Source organism: Streptomyces sp. NBC_00354 (assembly GCF_036106915.1).
Lineage (GTDB): Bacteria > Actinomycetota > Actinomycetes > Streptomycetales > Streptomycetaceae > Streptomyces.
In genome coordinates this window covers 2093500-2116692 of sequence record NZ_CP107983.1, presented here as the reverse complement: position 1 = coordinate 2116692, position 23193 = coordinate 2093500, and the positions used below count along the sequence as shown (strand labels likewise).

7 protein-coding genes are annotated in these 23193 nt (G+C 74.9%); 3 read left to right on the top strand and 4 right to left on the bottom strand.

The features are described 5' to 3' along the window. The first annotated feature begins 172 nt into the window (after positions 1–172). From OHT74_RS09505 to OHT74_RS09495, 3 genes are all read left to right on the top strand, one after another. Positions 173–3400 (top strand): type 2 lanthipeptide synthetase LanM family protein, encoded by a 3228-nt coding sequence (locus OHT74_RS09505; RefSeq protein WP_328620020.1) that lies wholly within the window; start codon positions 173–175, stop codon positions 3398–3400. Between the two features lie 41 nt (positions 3401–3441). Next, positions 3442–3672: a hypothetical protein gene (locus OHT74_RS09500; RefSeq protein ID WP_266634258.1), complete on the top strand. Its 231-nt coding sequence runs from the start codon at positions 3442–3444 to the stop codon at positions 3670–3672. A gap of 130 nt (positions 3673–3802) precedes the next feature. Then, complete coding sequence (locus OHT74_RS09495) at positions 3803–6721, top strand: helix-turn-helix transcriptional regulator (RefSeq protein WP_328620019.1); 2919 nt, start codon at positions 3803–3805, stop codon at positions 6719–6721. Positions 6722–6765: 44 nt separating this feature from the next. Here the strand turns inward: OHT74_RS09495 and OHT74_RS09490 are convergent, their stop codons facing one another. Genes OHT74_RS09490 through OHT74_RS09475 form a run of 4 tightly spaced genes read right to left on the bottom strand, consistent with a single transcriptional unit; the run spans position 6766 to position 23149 of the window. Beyond that, positions 6766–8037: an MFS transporter gene (locus tag OHT74_RS09490; protein ID WP_328620018.1), complete on the bottom strand. Its 1272-nt coding sequence runs from the start codon at positions 8035–8037 to the stop codon at positions 6766–6768. Positions 8038–8059: 22 nt separating this feature from the next. Further along, positions 8060–9427, bottom strand: coding sequence for a cytochrome P450 (locus OHT74_RS09485; protein WP_328620017.1), 1368 nt, complete (start codon positions 9425–9427; stop codon positions 8060–8062). Further along, entirely contained in the window at positions 9424–16752 is a 7329-nt protein-coding gene (locus OHT74_RS09480) for a non-ribosomal peptide synthetase (protein WP_328620016.1), read from the bottom strand. Before OHT74_RS09480 ends, OHT74_RS09485 begins: the two co-directional genes overlap by 4 nt. 52 nt (positions 16753–16804) lie before the next feature. Then, positions 16805–23149, bottom strand: coding sequence for a non-ribosomal peptide synthetase (locus OHT74_RS09475; protein ID WP_328620015.1), 6345 nt, complete (start codon positions 23147–23149; stop codon positions 16805–16807). Positions 23150–23193: the final 44 nt, after the last annotated feature.

Below are 23193 nucleotides of genomic sequence, written 5' to 3'. Positions count from 1 at the left end.
AGGCAGCCCCCGAGTCGGCCCGCGACCTGCCGGAACCGGTGCGCCGCCGCCCCGCCCGACGGCCGCCGCACCGCCCCGTACGCAGGGCCCGCAGGGGCCATGGGGGCGGCTCCGCGGAATATGGGGGATCGGCCCCCATGCGCGCGGCCCCGCGCTCTGCGAGTTTTCTCCTGTGACTGACACCGCCACCACCGCCGAAGAAACCCAGGTCGGCGGCCTGGCCCCCTCCTGGTGGGCCCGGGCCCTGAACCTGCGGGAGCGGCTCGCCGCCCCGGGTGCCCCGGTACCCGCGCCGGCCGACGCCCCCCAGAGCCGACCGGCTTCGTGGTCCCTGGGGGACACGGAGGGCTTCGCGGCCCGGCTGGCGGGCCTGGGAGCCGGCGAGGACGTGGCGTACGCCCTCGCGGCGGAGGCCCCCGGCCGGCTGGCCGCCCGTACGGCCAAGCCGCAGTGGGCCCGGTACATCGAGCAGATGGTGGCCGCGGCCCCCGCACAGGCCGGCCTGCCGGTCCCCGCGGCGCCGGACGCGGACGGCGCCGCGGTGTTCCTGCCCGCGCTGCGCCCCCTGATCGCAGCCGCCTGGGCGGAGGCGGCCGCACGCATCGAACTCGCCGCGGACGAACTCGGCGCCGTGCGGGCCGGGTTCGAGGAGCGGCTCGGTGACCGGCTGATCCGGCAGTCCGCCCGCACCTTGGTCCGGGAACTCCACCGGGCCCGTACGGAGGGCCTGCTGGCGGGGGAGACCCCGCGGGAGCGGTTCGCGGTCTTCCTGGCGCGGCTCGGCACCCGGCAGGGCCTCGCCGAACTGTTCACCCGCTACCCGGTGCTGGCGCGGATGCTGGGCCAGACCTGCGGCCTCGCGGCCTCGGCCACGGTGGAGCTGGTGGACCGATTCACCGCCGACCGGGCGGCGATCGTCGAGGGGCTGCTGCACGGCTGCGACCCGGGCGCCCTCGTACGGGTGGACCTCGGCCGGGGTGACGTCCACCAGGGCAACCGGTCCGTGGCCCTGCTGGGCTTCGCCGACGGGGCGACCGTCGTCTACAAGCCCCGGCCGCTGGACCAGCACGTCCTGCTGGACCGGGCGGTGGGCTGGGCCAACGGCAAGGTGCCGGGCCTGGGCCTGCGGACCCCGCGCTCGGTGCGCGGCGACGGGTACGGGTGGCTGGAGTTCATCGAGCACGGCTGGTGCGCCACGCCCACCGAACTGGACCGGTTCTACCGGCGCCAGGGCGCGCTGCTCGCCCTCCTCTACGCGGTCGACGGCGTGGACATGCACTACGAGAACGTCATCGCCTGCGGTGACCAGCCGGTGCTGGTGGACGCCGAGACCCTGCTCCACTCCGGTCTGCCGGCTGCCGTGACCTGCGGGTCCGACCCGGCGGCGGACGCCCTGGCCTCCTCGGTGTACCGCACCTGCCTGCTGCCGAGCCTGCTGATCGGCGAGAACGGCGCCATGGACATCTCGGCGCTGGGCGGCGGGGACGGCGGCTCGTACCCCAGTGACGGGCTGCGCTGGGAGGCCGCAGGGACGGACGGGATGCGGCTGCTGCGCGGCCCGGTGGCCAGCGCGGCCGGGCAGAACCGGCCGGCGCCGCAGGGCCGGGCGGCCGGGCACGCCGACCACCGGGCGGCGCTGCTGGAGGGGTTCCGGGCCGGGTACGACGCGATCGCCGAGCACCGGGCCGAACTCCTGGGCGGCGCAGACGCAGACGGCGAGGGGGGCGGCGCCGACGGCGGTCTGCTGGCCCGCTGGGCCACCAGCCCCGGGCGCCTGATCGCCCGCTCGACCCGCCTCTACACGACCCTGCTGGACGAGTCCACCCACCCCGACGTGCTGCGCGACGCCCTGACCCGTGACGCGGTGCTCGCCGTGCTCTGGGCGGAGTCCGAGCACGACCCGGCCCGCCAGCGGCTGATCGAGGACGAGATCGCCGACCTGTGGACCGGGGACGTGCCGCTCTTCTTCCACCACCCCGCCGACACCGTGCTGCGCACCTCCCGGGGCACCCGCCTCGAAGGGGTGCTGCCGGCCCCCAGCCTGCGCTCCGCCCGCGACAAGATCGCCGCCATGGGGGAGGTGGACCGCCACGACCAGGAGTGGATCATCTCGGCGACGCTCGCCGTCACCGGGGCCAACCTCAGCGTCGGCGGCCCTCGTTCCACCCTCGCCGGCCGCGCCGCGCCGGCCGTCGTACCCGAGCCGTCGCGGCTGCTGGCCGCGGCCTGCGGGATCGCGGACGAGATCGCCGCCCGGGCGGTGCACGGCGGCGGGCGGGTCAACTGGCTCGGCCTGGAGCAGGTGGCCGGCGAGCACTGGGCCGTCCTGCCGATGGGCGGCGGGCTCGCCCAGGGCTACTGCGGGGTGGCGCTGTTCCTGGCCCAGCTCGGCGCCCTGACCGGTGCCGAGCGGTACACCGCGCTCGCCCGGCAGGCCGTACGGCCGCTGCCCGCGCTGCTCGCGACGCTGGCCGCGAACCCCGGGCTGGGCGCCGCGGTCGGACCCGGCGCGCTGCACGGACTCGGCGGCATCGTCTACACCGTGGCCCGGCTGGCCCCGCTGCTCGGCGAGGGCCTGGGCGACTGCCTGCCCGACGCCCTCGCCGCCCTGGAACGCGCCGCCGAGGCCGACGCCGAGGAGGGCGCCGAAGGGCCGGCCGATCTGGCCGACGGCCTCGCCGGAGCCCTGGCCGCCGCGGTCGCCGCGCAGCGCACGTACGGGGCCGAGGCGGGAGCAGTGGCCCGGCGGCTCGCCGACCGGCTGCTGGTCCGGGCCGAGAAGCGGCTCGCCGAACAGCGCCCGGCGGCCCCCGGTTTCGCCCACGGCGACGCCGGGATCGGCTGGGCCCTGCTGCGCCACGCCGCCGCCTCGCAGGAGGCGGGGCAGCCGGATGCCGCGTACGCCCGCACCGGTGCCGCGCTGCTGCGCACGGCACTGGACGAAGCCCTGCGCCGTCCCACCGACCTCGGCTGGCACACGGGTCTCGCGGGCACCGCGCTGGCCGCCGCCGACGCACTCGGCCCCGACGCACTCGGCGCCGACGTGCCCGTGGCAGAACTCGACCGGTGCGCCGCCCTGTCGGGTGCGCCCTTCGAATCCCCCGACCTCAGCCTGCAGCACGGTGCCGTCGGCTCCCTGGAGCTGCTCGGCGTCCTGGCCGGGCAGGGCCACGAGGGGGCCCGGGCCGCACTCGGCCACCGCGCCGGGGAGGTCCTCGGCCGGCTCGAGGACCACGGCCACCGCTGCGGCACCCCCGACCACGTACCCTCCCCCGGTTTCCTCACCGGGCTCTCCGGGATCGGATACGCCCTGCTCAGGCTGGGCTTCCCGGAGGCCGTCCCGTCCGTCCTGCTGCTCGAACCCGATCGGCACCTCTGCACCGCAGCACGTCAGCACTGAGCGCCACTCCCCATCAGGCAACGAGAAAGGTACTCACCACCATGCAGAAGTCCCAGGTCAACGCCCAGTCCGTCACCGCCGCCGACGAGGCCGCCGCCGACGCCGCGGCCGAGGCGCGGATCGAGGACCCGGCCGGCGGGATCACCCTGTCGGGTCGGAACAAGGCGTGCGCCCGGGCCCGTGCTCTGGCCGGTGTGGTGCTCACCAGCGGCATCGTGATCACCCTGAGCTCGATCGACACCAGCGTCTCGGCCCCGAACGTCACCTGGTAGTCCGTCTCCCGTCACCCGAAGGTCCGTGTCCGATCTTCTCCGGATCTTTCCCGGATCTCCACGCCGCCCTTGTTCGAAACGGCCAACTTTCGTCGCACAATGAGCCGTTCACATGAACTAGATTGCGGACATGCGTTCCCGTTCGCGGTACATGGTCGGTCGTGACTCGCAACTGCGGGAGATCAAGCAGGCACTGACCGACGCGGGCGAAGGGCGCGGCGGGGTCGTCTTCCTCGTCGGCGAGGCCGGAATCGGAAAGTCCCGCCTCGCCGCCGAAGCCGTGGGCATGGCCTTCGGCATGGGCATGCGGGCCCTGCGGGGCCGGAGCAGCACCACCGGCCCCACCGTCCCTTTCCGGCCACTCACCGAAGCGCTGATGTCGCTGTTCCGCAGCGGCGAGCCCTTGGACGATCTGCCGCTGGGCCCCTACCGGCCCGCGCTCGGCAGGATCATCCCGGACTGGAGCAGCGACGCCGAGAACAACAGCTCCATGGTCATCCTCGGCGAGGCCGTACTGCGGCTGCTCATCGCCACCGGCAAGGAGCACGGCCAGCTCCTGCTGCTGGAGGACCTGCACGACGCCGACCCCGAGACGCTCGCGGTCGTCGAGTACCTGGTGGACAACCTGGAGTACACCAACGTGGTGCTCCTGGCCACGATCCGTACGGAGCCCTGCGACGCGCTCGACATGGCCGACTCGGCCCGCCGGCGCGGCGTGGGGACCGTACTGGAACTCGCCCCGCTCACCCGCCCCGAAGTCCGCGCGGTCATCGCCGCCCAGCTGGACACCGAACCCGAGCTGGTGCCGCAGGCGGCCCTGGACCGGCTCTGGGACGACAGCGCCGGCAGCCCCTTCCTCGTCGAGGAGCTGCTCCAGGGCATGATCGGCAGTGGCGCCCTCGTCCGCTTCGAGGACGGCTGGCGCGTCGTCGGCGACCTGCGCAGCGACGTGTCCACCGCCCTCGCCCGCGGGATCCTGCGCCGCATCGACCGGCTCGGCCCGCAGGGGCTGACCCTGCTGTCCGCGGCCGCCGTGATCGGCCGCCGCTTCCCGCTGACCGTGCTCCAGCGGATGACCGGCATCGACGACCGCGGGCTGCTCAGCCACTTGCACGCCGGCGTCGCGGCCCAGCTCGTCGTCCCCGACGAACCCGCCCCGGACTGGTACGCGTTCCGCCACTCGCTCACCGCCGAGGCCCTGCTCACCCAGCTCACACCGGGCAACCGGGCGACGATGTCCGGCCGTGCCGCGGACGCGGTGCAGGCGCTCTACCCGGACCTCGAGGGCGACTGGTGCCCCCTCGTCGCGGAGCTGCGCTCCCAGGCGGGCGACGAGGCCGAGGCCGGCCGCCTGTTCACCGACGCCGGCCTGCGCGCCCTCGCAGCCGGCGCGATCGGCTCCGCGATCACCCTGCTCAGCCGCGCCGAACGGCTGCTCGCCGCCAGCCAGGACCCCGCCGGGCGCACCGACGCCCTGGAGGCCCTGCTCCCCGCGCTCGCCGAAGCCGGGGACTTCGCCCGGGCCTTCGGCTTCGCGGAGAACCTGCACACCCTCGGCGGCAGCGGCCTGAGCGCCTCCCGGCTCGCCGCACTGCACACCCGGCTCGCCAAGGTGGCCCACACCGCGGGCCGCTGGGAGGACGGCAACAGACAGATATCCCAGGCCAGATCCCTCCTGGGGCCCCGGCCCGACGAACGCTGCACCGCCTCGATCGATGTGACCGCCGCGTACCTCGCACTCGACACCCCCGGCCCGGACCGCACCCAACTGGCCGAGAAACTCGCCCACTCCGCGCTCCAGGCAGCGCAGCGCCACGGCCTGGCGACCGTCGCCTGCCAGTCCCTGGAACTCCTCGCCACCCTCGCCCGCGAACGGGACTTCGACGAGGCCACCGCCCTGCTGGAATCGGCCCTGCAGACCGCCGAGCAGCACCAGCTCCCGCTCCAGCGCATGTACGCGCTCACCCGGATCGGCGGGAACTACTGGCTCACCGAGGGCGCCACCGCCCCGCTGCTGGCCGCCCGCAGCGAGGCCCAGCGGCTCGGCTCGGCCACCATCGTCTACACCATCGACGGCATCATGATCCTCGACGCCGTCCTGCGGGCCGAGTTCACCGCCGCCCAGCAGTCCGCCGAGGAGTGCCTGGCCGTCGTACAGCGCCTCCGGCTGGCCCCGGCCACCCGCTACGTCCTGATGGCCCGGGCGGCGATGGCCGCCCACCGGGGCGACCGGCCCGCGATGGAGAGCGCCCTCGCCGCGTTCGCCGACTGCGACGGGGCCGGCTCCCAGGAGGAACCGCTGACCCGCGGCCTCGCCCGGGCCTTCTGCGCGCTGACGGAGGAGGACCGGCCCGGCGCCGTCCGCGAACTGCGCGCCGTCGCCGCCCTCGAGGACATCAACCCCAGTACGTACTACCTCAGCGGGCGGTACGGCATCGGCCTGCTCCTGGACGTGCTGTCGGGGGAGGCCGACCGCGCCGCGTACGAGGAGATCGCCGCCACCGCACCCGGCCGGATGCGCTGGAACCGGCAGTTCGTCCTGTTCGCCGGCGCCGTCCTGCTGGGCCGCGAACGCCGCCCCGAGGAGGCCGCGGCCGCCGCGGCCGAGGCCCTGCGCGCCGCGGCCCCGTACGCCACCGCGCTCCACCTGGGCCTGCGGCTGATCGCGGAAGCGGCGTACGAGGACGGCTGGGGCGAGCCGGTGGCCTGGCTGCGCCGCGTCGAGGAGCACTTCCACCAGGGCGGCGTGGCCGCGGTCGCGGGCGCCTGCCGCGCGGCCCTGCGCCGGATGGGCGCCCCGGTCCAGCAGCGCCGCACGGGTTCGAGCACGATCCCGGACGTCCTGCGCTCCCAGGGCGTCACCGTCCGCGAGTACGAGGTCTTCCGGCTCCTCGCGGAGCGCCTGGGCAACAAGGACATCGCCGACCGCCTCTACATCTCCCCGCGTACGGTCGAGAAGCACATCGCCGCCCTCGGCACCAAGACGGGCCGCACCAACCGCGCCGCCCTCTGCGAACTCTCCGCGTCCCTCGCCTCGTCGGCGCCCTGACGTCCCTGCCCCCGCGCCGGGACGACGCGGGGGCCGGTGCCCGGTCAGCGCATCTCGCGGACCGTCCGCGAGCTGAGGATCCCGATCGCCGTCACCGCGAGGACCGCCGCCGAGAGGGCGAACATCGGGCCGGTGCCCGACTGCGCCATGGCTCCGCAGAGGATCAGGGAGAGCGGGGCCACCGCGTAGCCGATGACCATGTCCACCGAGATCACCCGGCTCAGCACCGAGCCGTCGATGGTGCGCTGGATCCAGCTGAGGCCGAAGACCCCCTGGAAGCCCATCCCGAAGCCCATCGCCAGGACCGTCGCGAGCGCCCCGGCCGTACTGCCGATCAGGCCGAGCAGGCCGGTGCCGATCGCGAGCCAGCCCGCGAGCGCGGCGATCAGCAGGCCGATCCGGGGGCGGCTGCTCACGGCGCCGCCGACGAGGGTGCCCAGCATCGCCCCGCCGGCCAGCGCGCCGTTGAGCAGGCCGAGGGTGGTCGAGCCGCCGTGCAGGTCGACCTTGGCCAGGGCGGCGAAGCCGACGGTGAACGGGCCCGCCTGGCAGAAGGTCACCGCCGCGTCGACGGCCAGGATCGTACGGATCCGCGGATCCTCGAACGCGTACCGCAGCCCGGCGCGGATCCGGGCGCCCAGCGAGAGCCCGGCCGCCGGCGCCCCCGCGGCCCCGGCCGGTGCGTCCGGCGCCGGGCCTTCCGCCGGGCGGGGCAGCGGGCGGATCCTCGCGACGCACATGCCGCAGAGGGCGAAGCACACCCCGTCGACGAGGAAGGCGACCGGGGCATTGGAGAAGGCCACCACCATGCCGCCGACGGCCGGGCCCAGCACCGCCGACACCTTGGCGGCGACCGCGAGCAGGGCGTTGGCCGGGGCGAGCTGCTCCTTGTCCACCACCGACGGCAGGATCGACGCCCGGGCGGGCTGGAAGAACGCGTCGACCGCGCCGAAGGCCGCGGCGGCGCAGCACAGCATCCACACCGTCAGGGATCCGGCCAGGCCCGCCAGGCCCACGGCGGCCATCAGGCCGGCCCTGGCCCAGCTGGAGAGCGTCATCAGCGTCCGGGAGGACCACTTGTCGCTGAGGGAGCCGCCGACCAGGGTGAGCAGGGCCCGCGGCACCGCCTGGAAGGCGAGGACGTAGCCGAGGGCCAGGGTGGACTGCGTGAGGCCGAGCGTGATCCAGGAGAAGGCGATGTAGCTGAACCCGTCGCCGAGCAGGGACAGGGACTGCCCCAGCCACAACAGGCGGAACGACGGCAGCCGGGCCGGGGCGCTCAGCCGGGACCGCGCGTCCACCAGGGTGGAAGCCATGAAAGGAATCCCTTCGCCGGGGTCAGTAGCGGACGGGCAGGGCCGTCAGCGCGCGGTTGAGGAGGGAGAGCTGCCAGGTGTGCTGCTGCCGGTCGAGCAGCTCCAGGCCCGGGTACTCGCGTACGAGTACGTCCACCACCGCGCCGGCGACCAGCCGGGCGAACGCCGCGCCGATGCAGAAGTGCGCGCCGAAGCCGAACCCGAGGTGCGAGGCGCTGCCGCGCCGGACGCTGAAGAGGTCCGGATCGGCGAAGCGCGCCGGGTCCCGGTTGGCCGCCGCCGTGACCAGGAACAGCCGGTCCTCCGCGCGGACGGCTCGCCCGTCGAGGTCGAAGTCCCGGGCGGCGGTACGGATCGACATCTTCGACGGGCCGTCGAAGCGCATGGCCTCCTCCACCGCCATCGACACCAGCTGCGGGTCCTCCCGTACCGCCGCCAGCTGCTCGGGGTGCTCCAGCAGGGCGAGTACGGCGTTGACGATGAGGTTGCTGGTGGTCTCGCCGCCGGCGAACGCCATCTGCGTCAGCATCCCGACGAACTCCTCCTCGCTGACCGACTTCCCGATCTGGCCGCCCGCCAGCACGGCGCTGATCAGATCGTCCTTGGGTTCGGCGCGGCGCTGTTTCACCAGGTCGGCGAGGTAGTCGTCCAGGTTGACCAGGGACTGGAGCGAGGTGCGGTACTCGCGCTCCTCCTGGGCCGCGCCCAGGACGAGGTCGCCGACCCGGGCGTTCCAGTACCAGAAGGACGGGCCGTGCGCCTGGGGGACGCCCAGCCAGCGGGCGAAGACCAGCGCGGGCAGCGGCCGGGCGATGTCGGCGACCAGGTCCCCGATCCGGCCGGGGACGGCCCGGCGGGCGAGCATGGCGCGGGTGGCGCGCTCGACGAAGGCCCGGTAGCGGCCGATCGAGCGGGCCGCGAACTGCTCCTGGAACACCTGGCGCAGCCGCCGGTGCTGCGGGGCGTCGTTGAACACCATCCAGCGGGACAGGATCGCGAAGGCCCGCTCGGCGTCCTCGCGGGCGCCCTCCGGCACGGCGTCCATCAGCGGGCGCACCCGCTCGGCGGAGACCGCGGGGTCGCGCAGGCAGTGCATCAGCTGGGCGTGCCCGGTGACGAGCCAGGCCCGGTGCATGGCGGACCAGTACACGGGGTCGTGGTCGCGCAGGGAGCCCAGGTACCCGTACGGATCCGCATTGACGGCGGGGTCGAGGAGGTACCGCTCGGTGAAGGCGGCCGGCGGGCTCGTACGGGTCACCGGAGCCGGCGGGGCGGCCGGCGGCGCCGTCCTCCCGGTGATCGGGCACACCAGGGCGGACGGGTCCGCGCTCATGGCCGCGCTGATGGCCGCGTTCGAGGTCGTGTTCGTGTTCGTGGTCAGGACGGTCATCGGCGTGCCTCCGACTGGATCCGGCCGAGCACACCAGGGGTCTTGTGCATCAGCCGTTCGGACATCATGGACATGTGGTCGCCTTCGGTGACGTGGACGGTCAGCCCGCCGAGCGCGATCTCGCGCCAGCGCTCGACGTAGGTCCGGAAGTCCACGTCCAGACCGGGCATCGGTTCGCCGTCGGGCAGTTCGGCCGCCGCGCTGCCCACCAGGAGGTGGACGTGGCCGGGGTAGGGGCGCAGTGCGTAGCCGGCCAGAGCGGTGAGCAGCGAGTGCCACACCTCGATGGGGGCGTGCTCCACCAGGGACGCCTCGCCGGGGCTCATGCCGGCGCCCAGCAGCAGGGCGGTCAGCTCGGCCACGGCCGCCTCCCGCTCCGCGGACGGAGCCAGCGCGCGGACGCGGTCGCGCATCCGCAGCCCCTGCTCCATGTCCCGGCCGACCGCGGCGAGGCGTTCGCGGGCCGCCGGGTGGGGCAGGTACGGCTCGATCAGCGTGAGCGGTGCGACGGTGTGACCGGCCTCGTGCAGCTGGGTGGCCATCTCCAGGGCGATGTTGGCGCCCATGGACCAGCCGAGCAGGTCGTGCGGCCCGTGCCCGCCGTGGGCGGCCATCTCGGCGGCGTAGTTGGCCGCGATGCCGGCGATCGTGGTCGGGTCCACCCCGCCGAGCAGGCCCCGGGCCTGGAAGGCCCGGACCGGCTGCCCGGGCGGGAGGGCCCGGGCGAGCGGTACGTACCAGGCGCCGCTGCCGCCGCTGGGGTGCACGCACCACAGCGGGGCGCCGTCGCCCTCGCGCAGCCGGACCTCCGAGGTGACGGCCCGGGCCTTCGCCCCGGCCGGCATCTCCCCGGCCGCCTGCGCCGCCGCCTCCGTGGCGCGGGCGGCGAGCCGGGCGATCGTCGGCAGTTCGAGCAGGTCCCGTACGGAGACGCTCAGGCCCCGGGCGGCGGCCTGCGCGGCGACCCGGACGGTGGAGAGCGAACTCCCGCCGAGGGCGAAGAAGTCGTCGTGGACACCCACCTGGGAGATGCCGAGCACCGTGCGCCACACCTCGGCGAGCACCACCTCGGCCGGCGTGCCCGGCGCGACGTAGTCGGTGGCGCTGTGCACGCGGTCGGCCGAGGGCAGCGGCAGCGCCTTCTTGTCGATCTTTCCGCTGCTGTTGACCGGCATCGCGTCGAGGAACACGAACCGCGCGGGGACCATGTACGCGGGCACCCTGGCCCGCAGCGCATGGCGGAAGGGCTCGACGACGGGCTCCACGCCCGCCTCGGGCACCACGTACGCCACCAGGGCCGGCTCCGGCAGGTCGCGCCGCAGCAGGACACCCGCCTGCTGCACTTCGGGCAGTTCCCGCAGCCCGTGCTCGATCTCGCCCAGCTCGATGCGGAATCCGCGCAGCTTCACCTGGCTGTCGCGGCGGCCGAGGACTTCCACGGCTCCGTCGGGCAGCTGGACGCCGATGTCGCCGGTGCGGCACAGCCGGCCGCCGGGGGCGCCGTACGGGTCGGGGACGAACGCGGCGGCGGTCAGGTCGGGGCGGTTCACGTAGCCCCGGCCGATGGCGCGCCCGCCGAGGTAGACCTCGCCCTGCACCCCGACGGGAACGGGCTGGAGGTCCTCGTCGAGTACGTAGACCTGGGTGTTGCGCATCGGCCAGCCGATCGGCGGCCGCTTGCAGTCGGGCTTGAGGAGGGTGGAGACGGACCACACCGCCGTCTCGGTGAGCCCGTAGACGTTGTAGAAGCGCCGTCCGCGCGCCCACTTCTGGGCCAGTTCGGCAGGGCACGCCTCGCCGGCCACCTGGAGGATCCGCAGTGCGGGGAAGCGGTCATCGCCGAGGGCCGCCAAGGCGCTCGGGGCCAGCATCGCGACGGTGATCCCGTAGTCGAGCAGGGTGTTCGCCAGGTCGGCGCCCGCGCGCAGGGCCTCCCGGGGCGGTGTGCACAGCTGGGCGCCGTTCGCCAGGGCCCACGTCAGGTCCATGATCGAGACGTCGAAGCTGAGGGAGGCGAACTGGAGCACCCGGTCGGCCGGGGTCACGGGGAACAGGTCGCGCTGGCCCTCCAGCATGTTGGTCAGGCTGCGGTGCTGGATGGTGACGCCCTTGGGCGTGCCCGTGGAGCCGGAGGTGTAGAGGATGTAGGCCGCGTTGTCCGCGGTGACGGCGCGCGCCGGGGCCGGGACCTCGAGGGGAGCCCCCCAGGCCGCCGGATCGTCCACGACCAGGGTCGGGCCGTCGAACGGCACCTTCCCGAGCAGCGAGGACTGGGTGATCAGCACCGGCATCCCGCTGTCCTGCACGATGAACTCCAGCCGGTCGGCCGGGTGCGTCGATTCCAGCGGCAGGAAGGCCCCGCCCGCCCGGAGCACACCGAGCACGGCCCGGACCATCTCCGGACCCCGGTCGAGACAGATGCCGACCGGCACCTCGGGGCCGACCCCGAGCGCGCGCAGCCGTGCGGCCAACTGCCCTACAGAGTTGTCGAGTTCGGCGTACGTCACCTCCTGGCTGCCCTGGCGGACGGCCACCGCGTCCGGCGTGCGCACGGCGTGTTCGGCCACGCACTCGTGGAACATCAGCGGGGTGTTGGGCAGTTCGGGCCCGCGGCCCCACTCCTCCAGCGCCCGCATCCGCGCCTCGCCGGCCAGCACCGGCGGCGCGACGGGCGCCTCCGGCTGCGCGGTCATCGCCTTCAGGACCCCGCACATCAGGTCGGCCAGCTGCTCGGCGGTGGCCGGGGCGAGGTGGTCCGGGTCCACGTCGAGGGTGAAGGACTCCACGCTCGCGTTGAGCATCAGCGGGAACGCGGTACGGGCGATCTCCAGCGAGTCGTCCCAGCTGTCCCCGGACAGCCGGTGGAAGTTGACGTAGTTGAACAGGGTGTCCGCCAGGCTGGGCTCACCCGGCCGCAGTTGCGCCAGCCGGGCCAGCGGCACCCTGCGGTACGGGAGCATCTCCTGCTCGGCGGCGAACGACGCCTTCAGGTACTCCAGCCAGCTGCCCCGTGGCCGCCGGACGCCGAACGGCACGGTGTTGAGGAACAGCCCGCGCATCCGGTCGGCGCCGGGCACCTCGGGCCGGCCGTTGGTGACCAGGCCGACCGAGTGCCCCTCGGCCGAGCCGTCGCGCTCGGCGAACAGGCTCATGGTGTGGTGGAACGCGGAGAGCAGGACGGTACGGCGGGGCACCCCGGCCAGCCGGGCGAGCCGGCCGATCGGCTCGGCGAGGGAGGCGTACGAACGGCGCACCTCGTGGACGAACTGCCCGCCGTCGGCGGCCTCCGTACCGCGCCGGGTGAACCGGATCGGGCTCAGGTCGCTCAGCGCCGAGCGCCAGTACGCCAGGCCCTCCTCGTCGACGAGCGCGGCCCGCTCCAGCGCGACGTACTCGGCGTACGGGGGCGCCGCCGGCAGCTGCGGGGTCCGGCCTTGCGCCACGGCCTGCCGGTGCAGGTCGAGCAGGTCCGCGATGAGCGAGGTCAGGCTCCAGCCGTCGAGCACCACGTGGCAGTCGGTGAGCGTGAGCCGCAGCTCCTGGTCGGTGAGCCGGTGCAGGTGGATGCGGACCAGGGGCGGGGCGGCCAGGTCGAAGCGCCGGGCGAACTCCGCGTCGACGTAGCGCCGGACGGAGGCCCACTGCTCGTCGTGGGGCAGGCCGCGCAGGTCGCTGTAGCCGACGGGGAGTCCGGCGGCGGCGTGCACCAGCTGGAGCGGCTCGGAGAAGGAGACCAGGTCGATGGAGGACCGCAGGATGCTGTGGCCGCGTACGACGGTGTCCACGGCCGTCTGGAAGGCGGCGAGGTCGAAGCCCTCCGGCACGGTGATCTTGAGGTCGGTGACGTTGTGGTAGGCGCCGCGGCTCGGGTCGGCCAGCATCTCGTGCAGCATCCCGGCCTGGAGCATGGTCAGCGGGTACGCGTCGTCGAGCCCCTCCGGCAGCCGGGCCGCGTCGGCCGCGTCCAGCTGGGAGAACGGTTCCACGGGCGCGGGCCCGGTGTCGTCGGCGGCCTCGGTCGCCAGCGCCGCGAGGTCGCCCAGGGTGCGGGCCCGGAACAGGTCCGGGACGCTCAGTCCCAGCCCGGCGGAGCGGGCCTGGCCGATCACCCGCAGGGCCAGCATCGAGTCGCCGCCCAGGTCGAAGAAGTTCGCCGTCCGGCTGATCCGCTCGGCACCCAGGACGTCCGACCAGATGCGGGCCAGCGCCTCCTCGGCCGCACCGGCCGGCGGGACGTGCCCGGCGGGCGCGGCGGCCCCGTCGGCGGCCACCGCCACCAGGGACTTGCGGTCCACCTTGCCGTTGGCGGTGATCGGCAGCTTCGGATGCCGGACGAACAGCGCGGGCACCATGTACTCGGGCAGCGTGATCCGCAGCCGGTCGCGCAGGTCCGGCGCGTCCAGCGGCCGGCCCTCGGTCAGCACCACGTGGGCGACCAGGCGGGCGCCGCCGTGCGCATCGGGCCGGGCCACCACAGCGGCGTCCCGTACGCCGGGCAGGGCGCGCAGCGCGGTCTCGATCTCGCCGGGCTCGATGCGGAAACCGCGGATCTTCACCTGGTGGTCGGCCCGGCCGGCGTACGCCAACTGCCCGTCGGGCAGCACCCGTACCAGGTCGCCGGTGCGGTACATCCGGGTCCCGGCCGGACCGAACGGGTCGAGGGGGAAGCGCTCGGCGGACAGCTCCGGCCGGTTGCGGTAGCCGCGGGCGACGCCCCCGCCGGCCACGTACAGCTCTCCGACCGTGCCGTGCGGCACCAGCCGGCCCGCCCGGTCCAGGACGTAGCCGTGCTGGCCGGCCAGGGGGCGGCCGATCGGCGAGTACACGGGGGAGACCGTGTCCGCCTCGGTGATCAGCCGGTAGGTGACGTGCACGGTGGTCTCGGTGATCCCGTACATGTTCACCAGCGCGGGCCGTTCGCCCTCGGGCACGGCGAACCAGTCGCGGTAGTCGCGGGCGTCGAAGGCGTCACCGCCGAAGACCACGGTGTGCAAGGCGAGCGCGCCGAACTCCTCGCCCTGCTGCGCCAGATGGGCCCGGAGCCCCTTGAACGCGGCCGGGGTCTGGCTGAGCACGGTGACGCGCTCGTCGCGCAGGACGGCGTGCACCGCGGCGGGGTCGCGCACCTCGTCCTCGGTCAGCACCACCACGCGGCCGCCGGAGGCCAACGGCGCCCACAGCTCCCAGACGGAGAAGTCGAACGCGGGGGAGTGCAGGAGCGTCCACACGTCGTCGGCGGAGAAGTCGAAGTGGCGGTCGGCGGCGCCGAGCAGCCAGGCGAGGTTGCCGTGGGTGATCTCGACGCCCTTGGGCTGCCCGGTCGACCCCGAGGTGTAGATGACGTACGCGAGGGTCTCCGGTCCGGGGAGCACGGCGGAGAGCGGGTCCCCGGTGTCGTCGGCCGTGTCCTCGGCGGGGCCCTCGAGCGGGATCACGCCCACCGCCAGCCCCTCCACCGCGGCCCGGCCGACGGCGTCGGCGACCACCCACTCCACCCCGGCGTCGCCGACCGTGAACTCCCGCCGGGCCCGCGGGTGCGCGGGGTCCAGCGGCAGGTACGCCGCACCCGCCCGCCATACGCCGAGCAGCGCGACGGCCAGGTCGACCGAGCGGCCCAGGCAGACGCCGACCAGGGACTCCGGGCCGATGCCCGCCGCCCGCAGCCGCCGGGCCAGGGCGAGCGAGGCCGCGTCGAGTTCGGCATACGTCAGGCTGCGGCCGCCGCCGGAGACGGCCACGGCGGTGGGGGCCAGCCGGATGTGCTCGGCCAGGCGCTCCATCGCGAGCCGCGGAGCCGGCTCGGGGCCGGTGCCCGCCGGCGGGCGGTTCGCCGGGCCGTCGGGGCCGAGCAGCGCGGCCCGCTCGCCGGCGGTGAGCAGGTCGGCCATGCCGAGCGGCACGTCCGGGGCCTCGGCGAACGCCCGCAGCACCGCGACGGTGTGCTCGGCCAGCCGGGCCACCGAGGCCGCGTCGAACAGGTCGGGGCGGTAGACGAACTGGAGCCGGATGCGGTCCGCGTCCTCGCTGACGTCCAGCGTCAGGTCGAACTTCGCGGTGGTGAGGTCGATGGGGAACGCCGTGCCCGTCGCCTCGCCGAGGGCGTACGCACCCTGCCGCGCGGCGGCGGAGTGCGAGAACAGCACCTGGAACAGCGGGTTGCGCGAGAGGTCCCGCTCGGGGCTCAGCTCGTCGACGACCCGCTCGAAGGGCAGGCCCTGGTGGGAGAGGGCGCCCAGGACGCTCTCCCGGGTACGGGCGAGGAGCTGCGCCGAGGTCGGGTCGCCCGACAGATCGGTGCGGATCACCAGCGTGTTCACGAAGAACCCGACGAGCTGTTCGATCTCCGGGCGCTCCCGGTTGGCGACGACGGTGCCGATCGCGATGTCGTCCTGGCCGCTGTGGAAGGCCAGCGCCGTCTGGAAGGCCGCCATCAGAGTCATGTACGAGGTGGTGTCGGCCCGGCGGCCGAGCTCCGCCAGGGCGGCCGTCAGCGCCTCGGGGAGCTCTACCGAGTGCACGGCGCCGGCGGAGGTGCGCACGGCCGGCCGCGGGTGGTCGGTGGGCAGTTCGAGCGGGGTCAGGCCGGAGAGGGCGGTACGCCAGTAGTCCAGCTCGGTGCGCTCGTCGGCCCCGCGCTGCCAGTGCGCGTAGTCGGTGTACTCGACCGGTGGCGCGGCGAGGTGCGGGGGCCGGCCTTGGGTTCTGGCGCGGTAGCAGGCGCTCAGGTCGCCGGTCAGGATGTCCAGCGACCAGCCGTCCGAGACGATGTGGTGCATGGCCAGGACGAGCACGTGGTCCTCGGCCGTGATCCGCAGCAGGGTGGCCCGGAACGGGGGCGCGGCCGCCAGGTCGAAGGGGCGCAGGGCCACCTCCCGTACGGCCTCGGCAACCGCCTCGGGGCCGCCGCCCGGGACCGCCGGGGGCAGGTCGACCACGTCCAGGGCGGGTGCCTCGGCGGCGGCGAGCACGTGCTGGGCCGGCACGCCGTCCTCGTGGGTGAACACCACCCGCAGCTGCTCGTGGCGGGCGACGAGGTCCCCGATCGCGGCGCCCAGCGCGGCCGCGTCCAGCGGCCCGGTGAACCGCCAGGCCGCGGGCATCAGGTACTCGACGCCGCCGGGGTCGAGCTGGTCGAGGAAGTACAGGCGCTGCTGGGCGGCCGACAGCGGGGCCTGCGCGGGGCGCGGATCGAGCCGGGGGATGCCGGCGGGCGCGGCGGCGGCCTTGCCGCGCAGGCGCATTTCGAGGAGCCGGCGGGCCGCCGGGGAGAGACCGCCGGGCTTCGTGGAAGACGTGGTGGAGGGTTCGACCTGTGCAGTGGTCATCGCAAGTGCCGTCCAATCAAGGCTGGGATCGAGGCCGGGATCGCGGCGGCGATCAGAACTCGGAGGTCAGGGACAGGTCGATCTCGTCGTCGCTCATCGAGGAGATCTGGTCGATGAGCTGTCGTTCCACTTCCATGGCGAGCAGTTCCACCGTCGGGTGGTCGAACAGGTCGCGTACCTGGATCGGGCAGTCGAACGCGGTGCGCAGGCGGGACGCGGCCGCCACGGCGCGCAGCGAGTGGCCGCCGAGGGCGAAGAAGTCCTCCCGGATCCCGACCTCGGGCAGGCCGAGGACCTCGGCCCAGATCTGGGCCGTCACGACCTCGGTGGGGGTTCGCGGCGCCACGGACGCGGCGGGCGCGGCCAGGACCGGATCGGGCAGCGCGGCGGTGTCGGTCTTGCCCTGCACGGTCCGGGGCAGGGCGTCGAGCAGGACGAACGCGGCGGGCACCATGTAGCCGGGCAGCAGGGTCCGGCACCAGGCGGCCAGCACGTCGGCGTCGAGCCCCCGGCCGGCGGCGTAGCCGACGAGGGCGCGCTCCCCGCGCAGTTCCCGGACCAGTACGGCCGCGCCGTGCACGCCCGGGTGCTGTTCCAGGACGGCCTCGATCTCGGCCGGTTCGATGCGGAAGCCGCGGATCTTGACCTGGTCGTCGGTGCGGCCGAGGAACTCCAGTTCCCCGCTGGGCAGTCGGCGGACCAGGTCGCCGGTGCGGTAGAGCCGCCCGCCGGCGGCGCCGTACGCGTCGGGTACGAACCTCTCGGCGGTGAGCGCGGGCTGCCCGAGGTAGCCGCGGGCCAGTTCCGGGCCGCCGATCAGCAGTTCGCCGGGCACCCCGACGGGTACGAGCTGCCCGAGGGTGTCCACGACGTACGCCCGGCGGGAGCCCAGCGGCCTGCCGATCGCCACCCGGCCCTCGACCGGCGCGGTGACGATGTGGGCGGTGGCCGAGATGACCGACTCGGTCGGGCCGTACGTGTTGACGACCGGCACGTCGGGGAGGTGTGCGAACCAGCGGGCCAGCGGCGCCGAGGGCAGTGCCTCGCCGCCGGTGACCAGCAGCCGCAGGCTCCCCAGGTCCCCGGCGACCGTGTCGAGGCGGGCGGCGATCTCCTCCCAGTAGGCGGGGGTGGCCTCCATGACCGTGACGCCCTGGGTGCGGACGGCCTCGGCGAGCTCCTCCACCGACCACACCTCGTCGGGGCGGACCACCACCGAGGCTCCCGCGCCGAGGGCGGGCAGCACCTGCTCCAGGGAGGCGTCGAAGGAGAAGGAGGCGAAGGCGAGGACGCGGTCCTGCGCCGTGATGCCGAAGAGCTCGCGGGCCGCGGCGGCGTGCGCGCCCAGCGCATGGTGTTCCACGCCGACGGCCTTGGGGCGGCCGGTGGAGCCCGAGGTGAAGATGACGTAGGCGAGGTCGTCGGGAGCGGGGGTGTGGTGCGGCGCGTCCGGGTCGGGCACGACGGTGTCGACGGGGACGGTCCGCGGCCCGAGGGCGGCGGCCAGCGCGTGGGTCGAGTTGTCGCTGAACACGCTGTGCACGCCCGCCTCGGCGCACATGAACCGCAGCCGGTCCTCGGGCAGCCGGGGGTCGAGCGGTACGTAGACCCCGCCGGCCCGCCAGATCGCGGCCATGGCGGCAACCGAGCGGATACCGCGGCGCAGGCACACGCCGACCGGCGTGCCGGGCCGGACGCCGGCAGCGGCCAGGGCGCGGGCCAGCCCGCCGGTCAGGCCGTCCAGTTCGCCGTACGTCAGGCTCTCGTCCCCGCAGAGCAGCGCCACCGCGTCCGCCGCGCCCGACACCGTGAACGTCGTCGCCGGTGCGGCCGCTTCGGAGCCCGCAGCCCCGGCCAGCTCCGCGTACTCCGCGGCGGACAGCAGCTCCAGCCGCCCGACGGCCTGCTCCGGATCGGCCACCACCGACTCCAGCACCCGGCCCACGTGCCCGGCGAACCGGGTGACCGTGGCGGCGTCGAAGAGATCGCTCGCGTACTCCACGTTCAGCGCGAAGCGGTCCGGATAGAGCAGGAAGGTGGCGGTCAGGTCGAACTTGGCGGAACCCCACGGCAGGACGAAGTGCTCCACGTCGAGGCCCTCGACCCGCGGCCCGCCGGCGGCGCTCTCCTGTACGTCGAACATCACCTGGAACAACGGGTTGCGGGACGGGTCCCGCTCCGGCCGCAGCTGCTCCACCAGCCGCTCGAACGGAACCTCCTGGTGGTCGAAGGCCCCGAGCACCGACTCCCGGACCCGGCCCAGGAACTCCGTGAACGAGGGCTCGCCGGACAGATCCCCGCGCAGCACCACCGTGTTCACCAGCAGCCCCACCAGCCGCTCCAGCTCCAGCTGGCCGCGGCCCGCCACCGGGGTGCCCACCGCCACGTCCTGCTGCCCGGACCAGCGGCCCAGCACGATCTGCACCACGGCCAGCAGCACCGTGAACCGGGTCACCCCGTGCCGCCGGGCCAGCTCGCCGAGCGCGCTCTCCAGCTCCTTCGGCAGGTCGATCTCGACCGCTCCGCCCCGGCCCGACCACCCCGCCGGGCGGGGCCGGTCCGTCGGCAGCTCCAGTACGGGTACGCCGGCCAGGGCCTGCTCCCAGTACGCCAGCTGCCGCTCCAGCACCTCGCCGGCCATCCGGTCGCGCTGCCAGACGGCGAAGTCCCCGTACTGGATGGGGACGGGCGGCAGTCCGGCCGGGCGCCCTGCCACCCGGGCTGCGTACGCCTGCGCCAGCTCGCCGATGATCACGTCCTTGGACCAGCCGTCGGTCGCCACGTGGTGGAAGGCGATGACGGCGACGTGGTCCTCGGGGTCCAGCTCCCACACCCCGGCCCGCAGCAGCGGCGGCCCGGCCAGGTCGAAGCGGCGGGTGGCGTACGGGACGGCCACCTCCCGGAGCCTGGCCAGCCGTACGGCCTCGCCGTCGCCGGGCGGGGCCGACTGCCACACCAGCGGTACGCGGACCCCGTCGACCACCCGCTGCGCCGGGCGGCCGTCCACCTCGACCAGGGCGGTCCGCAGCGCCTCGTGCCGGGCCACCACCTCGTTGAGGGCGCCCTGCCAGGCGTCCCGGTCGAGCCCGCCGCGCATCCGCCACGAGAACCAGAGCACGTACTCGTCGCCGACGTCGGACATGCGGTCCAGGAACCACATCCGTTCCTGCGCGAAGGAGAGCGGCAGCGGCCCCGAGCGGTCCACGGGGACGACGGTGGCGGCGCCCGCCTGCCGGGCGGCGGCCACCAGCGGGCCGAACTCGCGGATGCGGGGGTTCTCGAACAGGGTCCGCAGCTCCACCTCGCGGCCGAGCCGCTCCGCGATCCGGGACACGGCCATGGTGGCGAGAAGGGAGTGCCCGCCCAGGTCGAAGAACCCGTCGTCGATGCCGACCCGGTCGACGCCCAGCACCTCGGCCCAGATCTCGGCGACCACCTGCTCGGCGGTATCGCGCGGCGCGATGAACTCGGCGCCGCCCGCGGCCGCCCGGTCCCGCTCCGCCCGCTCCCCGTCCGGCCGGGCGGCGGGCAGGGCGGCCCGGTCGAGCTTGCCCGAGGCGTTCACGGGCAGCGCATCGAGCGCCACGAAGTCCGCGGGCACGGCGTAGTGCGGCAGCCGGCCGGCGCAGAAAGACCGCAGTACGGCGGGCGCCACCGGGCTGCCGGGGCCGGCCACCACATAGCCGGTCAGGCTCTTGCCGCCCTGGGCGTCCGCCCCGACGGCCACCGCGGCGGCCACCACGCCGGGGCACTGTGCCAGGGCCGCCTCCACCTCGCCGAGTTCGATGCGGAAGCCGCGGATCTTGACCTGGTCGTCGGCGCGGCCGAGGAACTCCAGTTCCCCGGAGGGCAGCCGGCGGACCAGGTCGCCGGTGCGGTAGAGGCGTCCGCCGTCTGCGCCGTACGGATCCGGCACGAACTTCTGGGCGGTGAGGGCCGGCTGGCCGAGGTAGCCGCGGGCCAGTTCAAGGCCGCCGATCAGCAGCTCGCCGGGTTCGCCGACAGCCGCGAGCTCGTCGTGCGCGTCGACCACGTACATCCGGCGGGAGCCCAGCGGCCGCCCGATCGGCACCCGGTCGGTGTCCCCGGCCGAGCCGATCTCGTGCGTGGTGGCGGTGACGGTGGTCTCGGTCGGGCCGTACGCGTTGAGCACCCGTACGTGCGGGGCCCGCGCCAGCCAGGCCGCCAGCGCCGCGGCCGGTACGGCCTCCCCGCCGAGGACCAGCAGGCGCAGCGGGGCGAGCAAGGCCGCGGTCCGGCCGGTGAGCGAGAACGCCAGCTCGGCCCAGTACGTGGGCGGCAGGTTCAGGACGGTGATCCCGTGCCGCTCGACCACCGAGGGGAGCTGCGCGGGCAGCCACTGCTCGTCCGGCCGCACCACCAGGGTGGCCCCGCAGCCGAGGGCGGTCAGCAGCTGGTCCAGCGAGGCGTCGAACGAGAAGGACGAGAAGGCGAGCACCCGGTCCCGGGCGGTGATCCCGAACTCCTCACGGACGGCGGCCACATGAGCCGCGATCGCCCCGTGCTCGATGCCGACGGCCTTCGGGCGGCCGGTGGAGCCCGAGGTGAAGATGACGTACGCGAGGTCCTGCGGGTCGGGGGTGTGGTGCGGGGCGGCGGCGTCGGGCCCGGCGTCCTCCACCCGGAGCGCCCGCGGGCCGAGCGCGCCGGCCAGTTCCGCGGTCGCGGCATCGGTGAGCACGCAGTGCAGACCGGCCTCGGCGGCCATGAACCGCAGCCGCTCCTCGGGGAGCGCGGGATCCAGCGGCACGTAGACTCCGCCGGCCCGCCAGATCGCGGTCATCGCGGCCACGGACCGGATCCCGCGCCGCAGGCACACGCCCACCGGGGTCCCCGGGACGACGCCCGCCGCGCGCAGGGCCGTGGCCAGGCCGCCGCCGAGCGCGTCCAGTTCGCCGTAGCGCAGGGTCTCCTCCCCGCAGACCAGGGCCACCGCGTCGGGTGCGCCCGCGACGGTGAACGGTTCCGCGGCCGGCGCGGCGCGCTCCGAGCCCGCCATGGCGACCAGGCGCCGGCGCTCCTTGCCGGGCAACGGCTCCAGCCGACCGGCGAGTTCGGCCACCGGGGTCCCGGGCGAGGCCGTCACCGCGCGCAGGAGTTCGACGTAGCCCTCGGTGAAGCGGACCATCGTGCTCTCGTCGAACAGGGCCGTGGAGTACTGGAGACGGGCCGCGATGCCGCCGTTGGCGCGCAGGCTCAGGTCGAGGAACACGTCCAGCGGGGTGCCCGTCAGCGGGGTCCGTACCAGCGCCACGTCCAGCTCGTCCAGACGGGCCGCCGAGGGGACGGTGTTGAGCAGCGTGAAGGAGGCCTGCGCCAGGGGGTGGCGGGACAGGTCGCGCTCGGTGACCACCTCGCCGACCACCCGGTCGAACGGGGCCTCGGCGTGGGAGAAGTCCCGCAGGGCCCCCGACCGGACCCGGCTCAGCAGGGCGGCGAAGGTCGGATCCCCGGACAGGTCGGTGCGCAGCACGATCGTGTTCACGAACGGGCCGATCAGGCCGGCCACTTCGGCGCGCCCGCGGTCGGCCAGGGTGGTGCACACGGCGATGTCGGCGCGGCCGGAGTAGCGCCCCAGCAGGGCCTGGTAGACGGCGAGCAGCAGCATGTAGCGGGTCGCGCGCTGCTCGCGGGCCACCCGGTCGACCTCGGCGACCAGCTCGGCCGGCAGCTCGAAGCGGACCACGTCCCCGGAGCCGTCCCAGAACGCCGGCCGGGGCCGGTCCGCGGGCAGCGCGAGCGGGGAGACCCCGGCCAGCCGCTCGCGCCAGTACCCGAGCAGCCGCTCCATGCGCGGCCCGCCCAGCCGCTCGGCCTCGGTGCGGGCCACGTCGGTGTACTGCAGGGCGGGTGCGTCCACCGCCTCGCCCCGGTAGCCGGCGTCCAGTTCGCGCAGCAGCACGTCCCACGACCAGCCGTCCACGGCGATGTGGTGGACCACCAGCAGCAGCACGTGGTCCTCGGGCCCGAGGCGGGCGAGCGTGGCCCGCAGCGGGTGCTCCTTCGCCAGGTCGAGTGGGCGCGCGAGCTCCCGGTCGAACAGCTCGGCGGTGCTGCCCGCCGCCACCCGCGCCAGCCAGGTGCGGCCCGCCGGGTCCACCACGGGTACGGGCTCGCCGTCGACGGCGGTGAAGCGGGTGCGCAGCACCTCGTGCCGGTCCACGATGCCGGTCAGCGACCGCTCCAGGGCCGAGACGTCGAGGGCGCCGCGGATGCGCAGGGCCAGCGGGAGCAGGGACTCGGCGGAGCCTCCGGTGAGCTGGTCGAGGAACCACAGCCTCCGCTGCGCGAACGACACTCCGGCACCGTCACGGACGACGTCGCCGGCTTCGCTGCCGTGCCTCGCCGCTCCGCCGTGCGCTGCGACAACCTTCACTGTGGGCCTCCAAGCGGTGTTTTCCTCAACACTGCTGGCTGCGG

What these genes read in the sequence shown, in the direction of transcription:
- OHT74_RS09500 (WP_266634258.1), top strand. Translation starts at nt 3,442, where the DNA reads ATGCAGAAGTCCCAGGTCAACGCCCAGTCCGTCACCGCCGCCGACGAG.
- OHT74_RS09495 (WP_328620019.1), top strand. Translation starts at nt 3,803, where the DNA reads ATGCGTTCCCGTTCGCGGTACATGGTCGGTCGTGACTCGCAACTGCGG.
- OHT74_RS09480 (WP_328620016.1), bottom strand. Translation starts at nt 16,752, where the DNA reads ATGACCACTGCACAGGTCGAACCCTCCACCACGTCTTCCACGAAGCCC.
- OHT74_RS09490 (WP_328620018.1), bottom strand. Translation starts at nt 8,037, where the DNA reads ATGGCTTCCACCCTGGTGGACGCGCGGTCCCGGCTGAGCGCCCCGGCC.
- OHT74_RS09485 (WP_328620017.1), bottom strand. Translation starts at nt 9,427, where the DNA reads ATGACCGTCCTGACCACGAACACGAACACGACCTCGAACGCGGCCATC.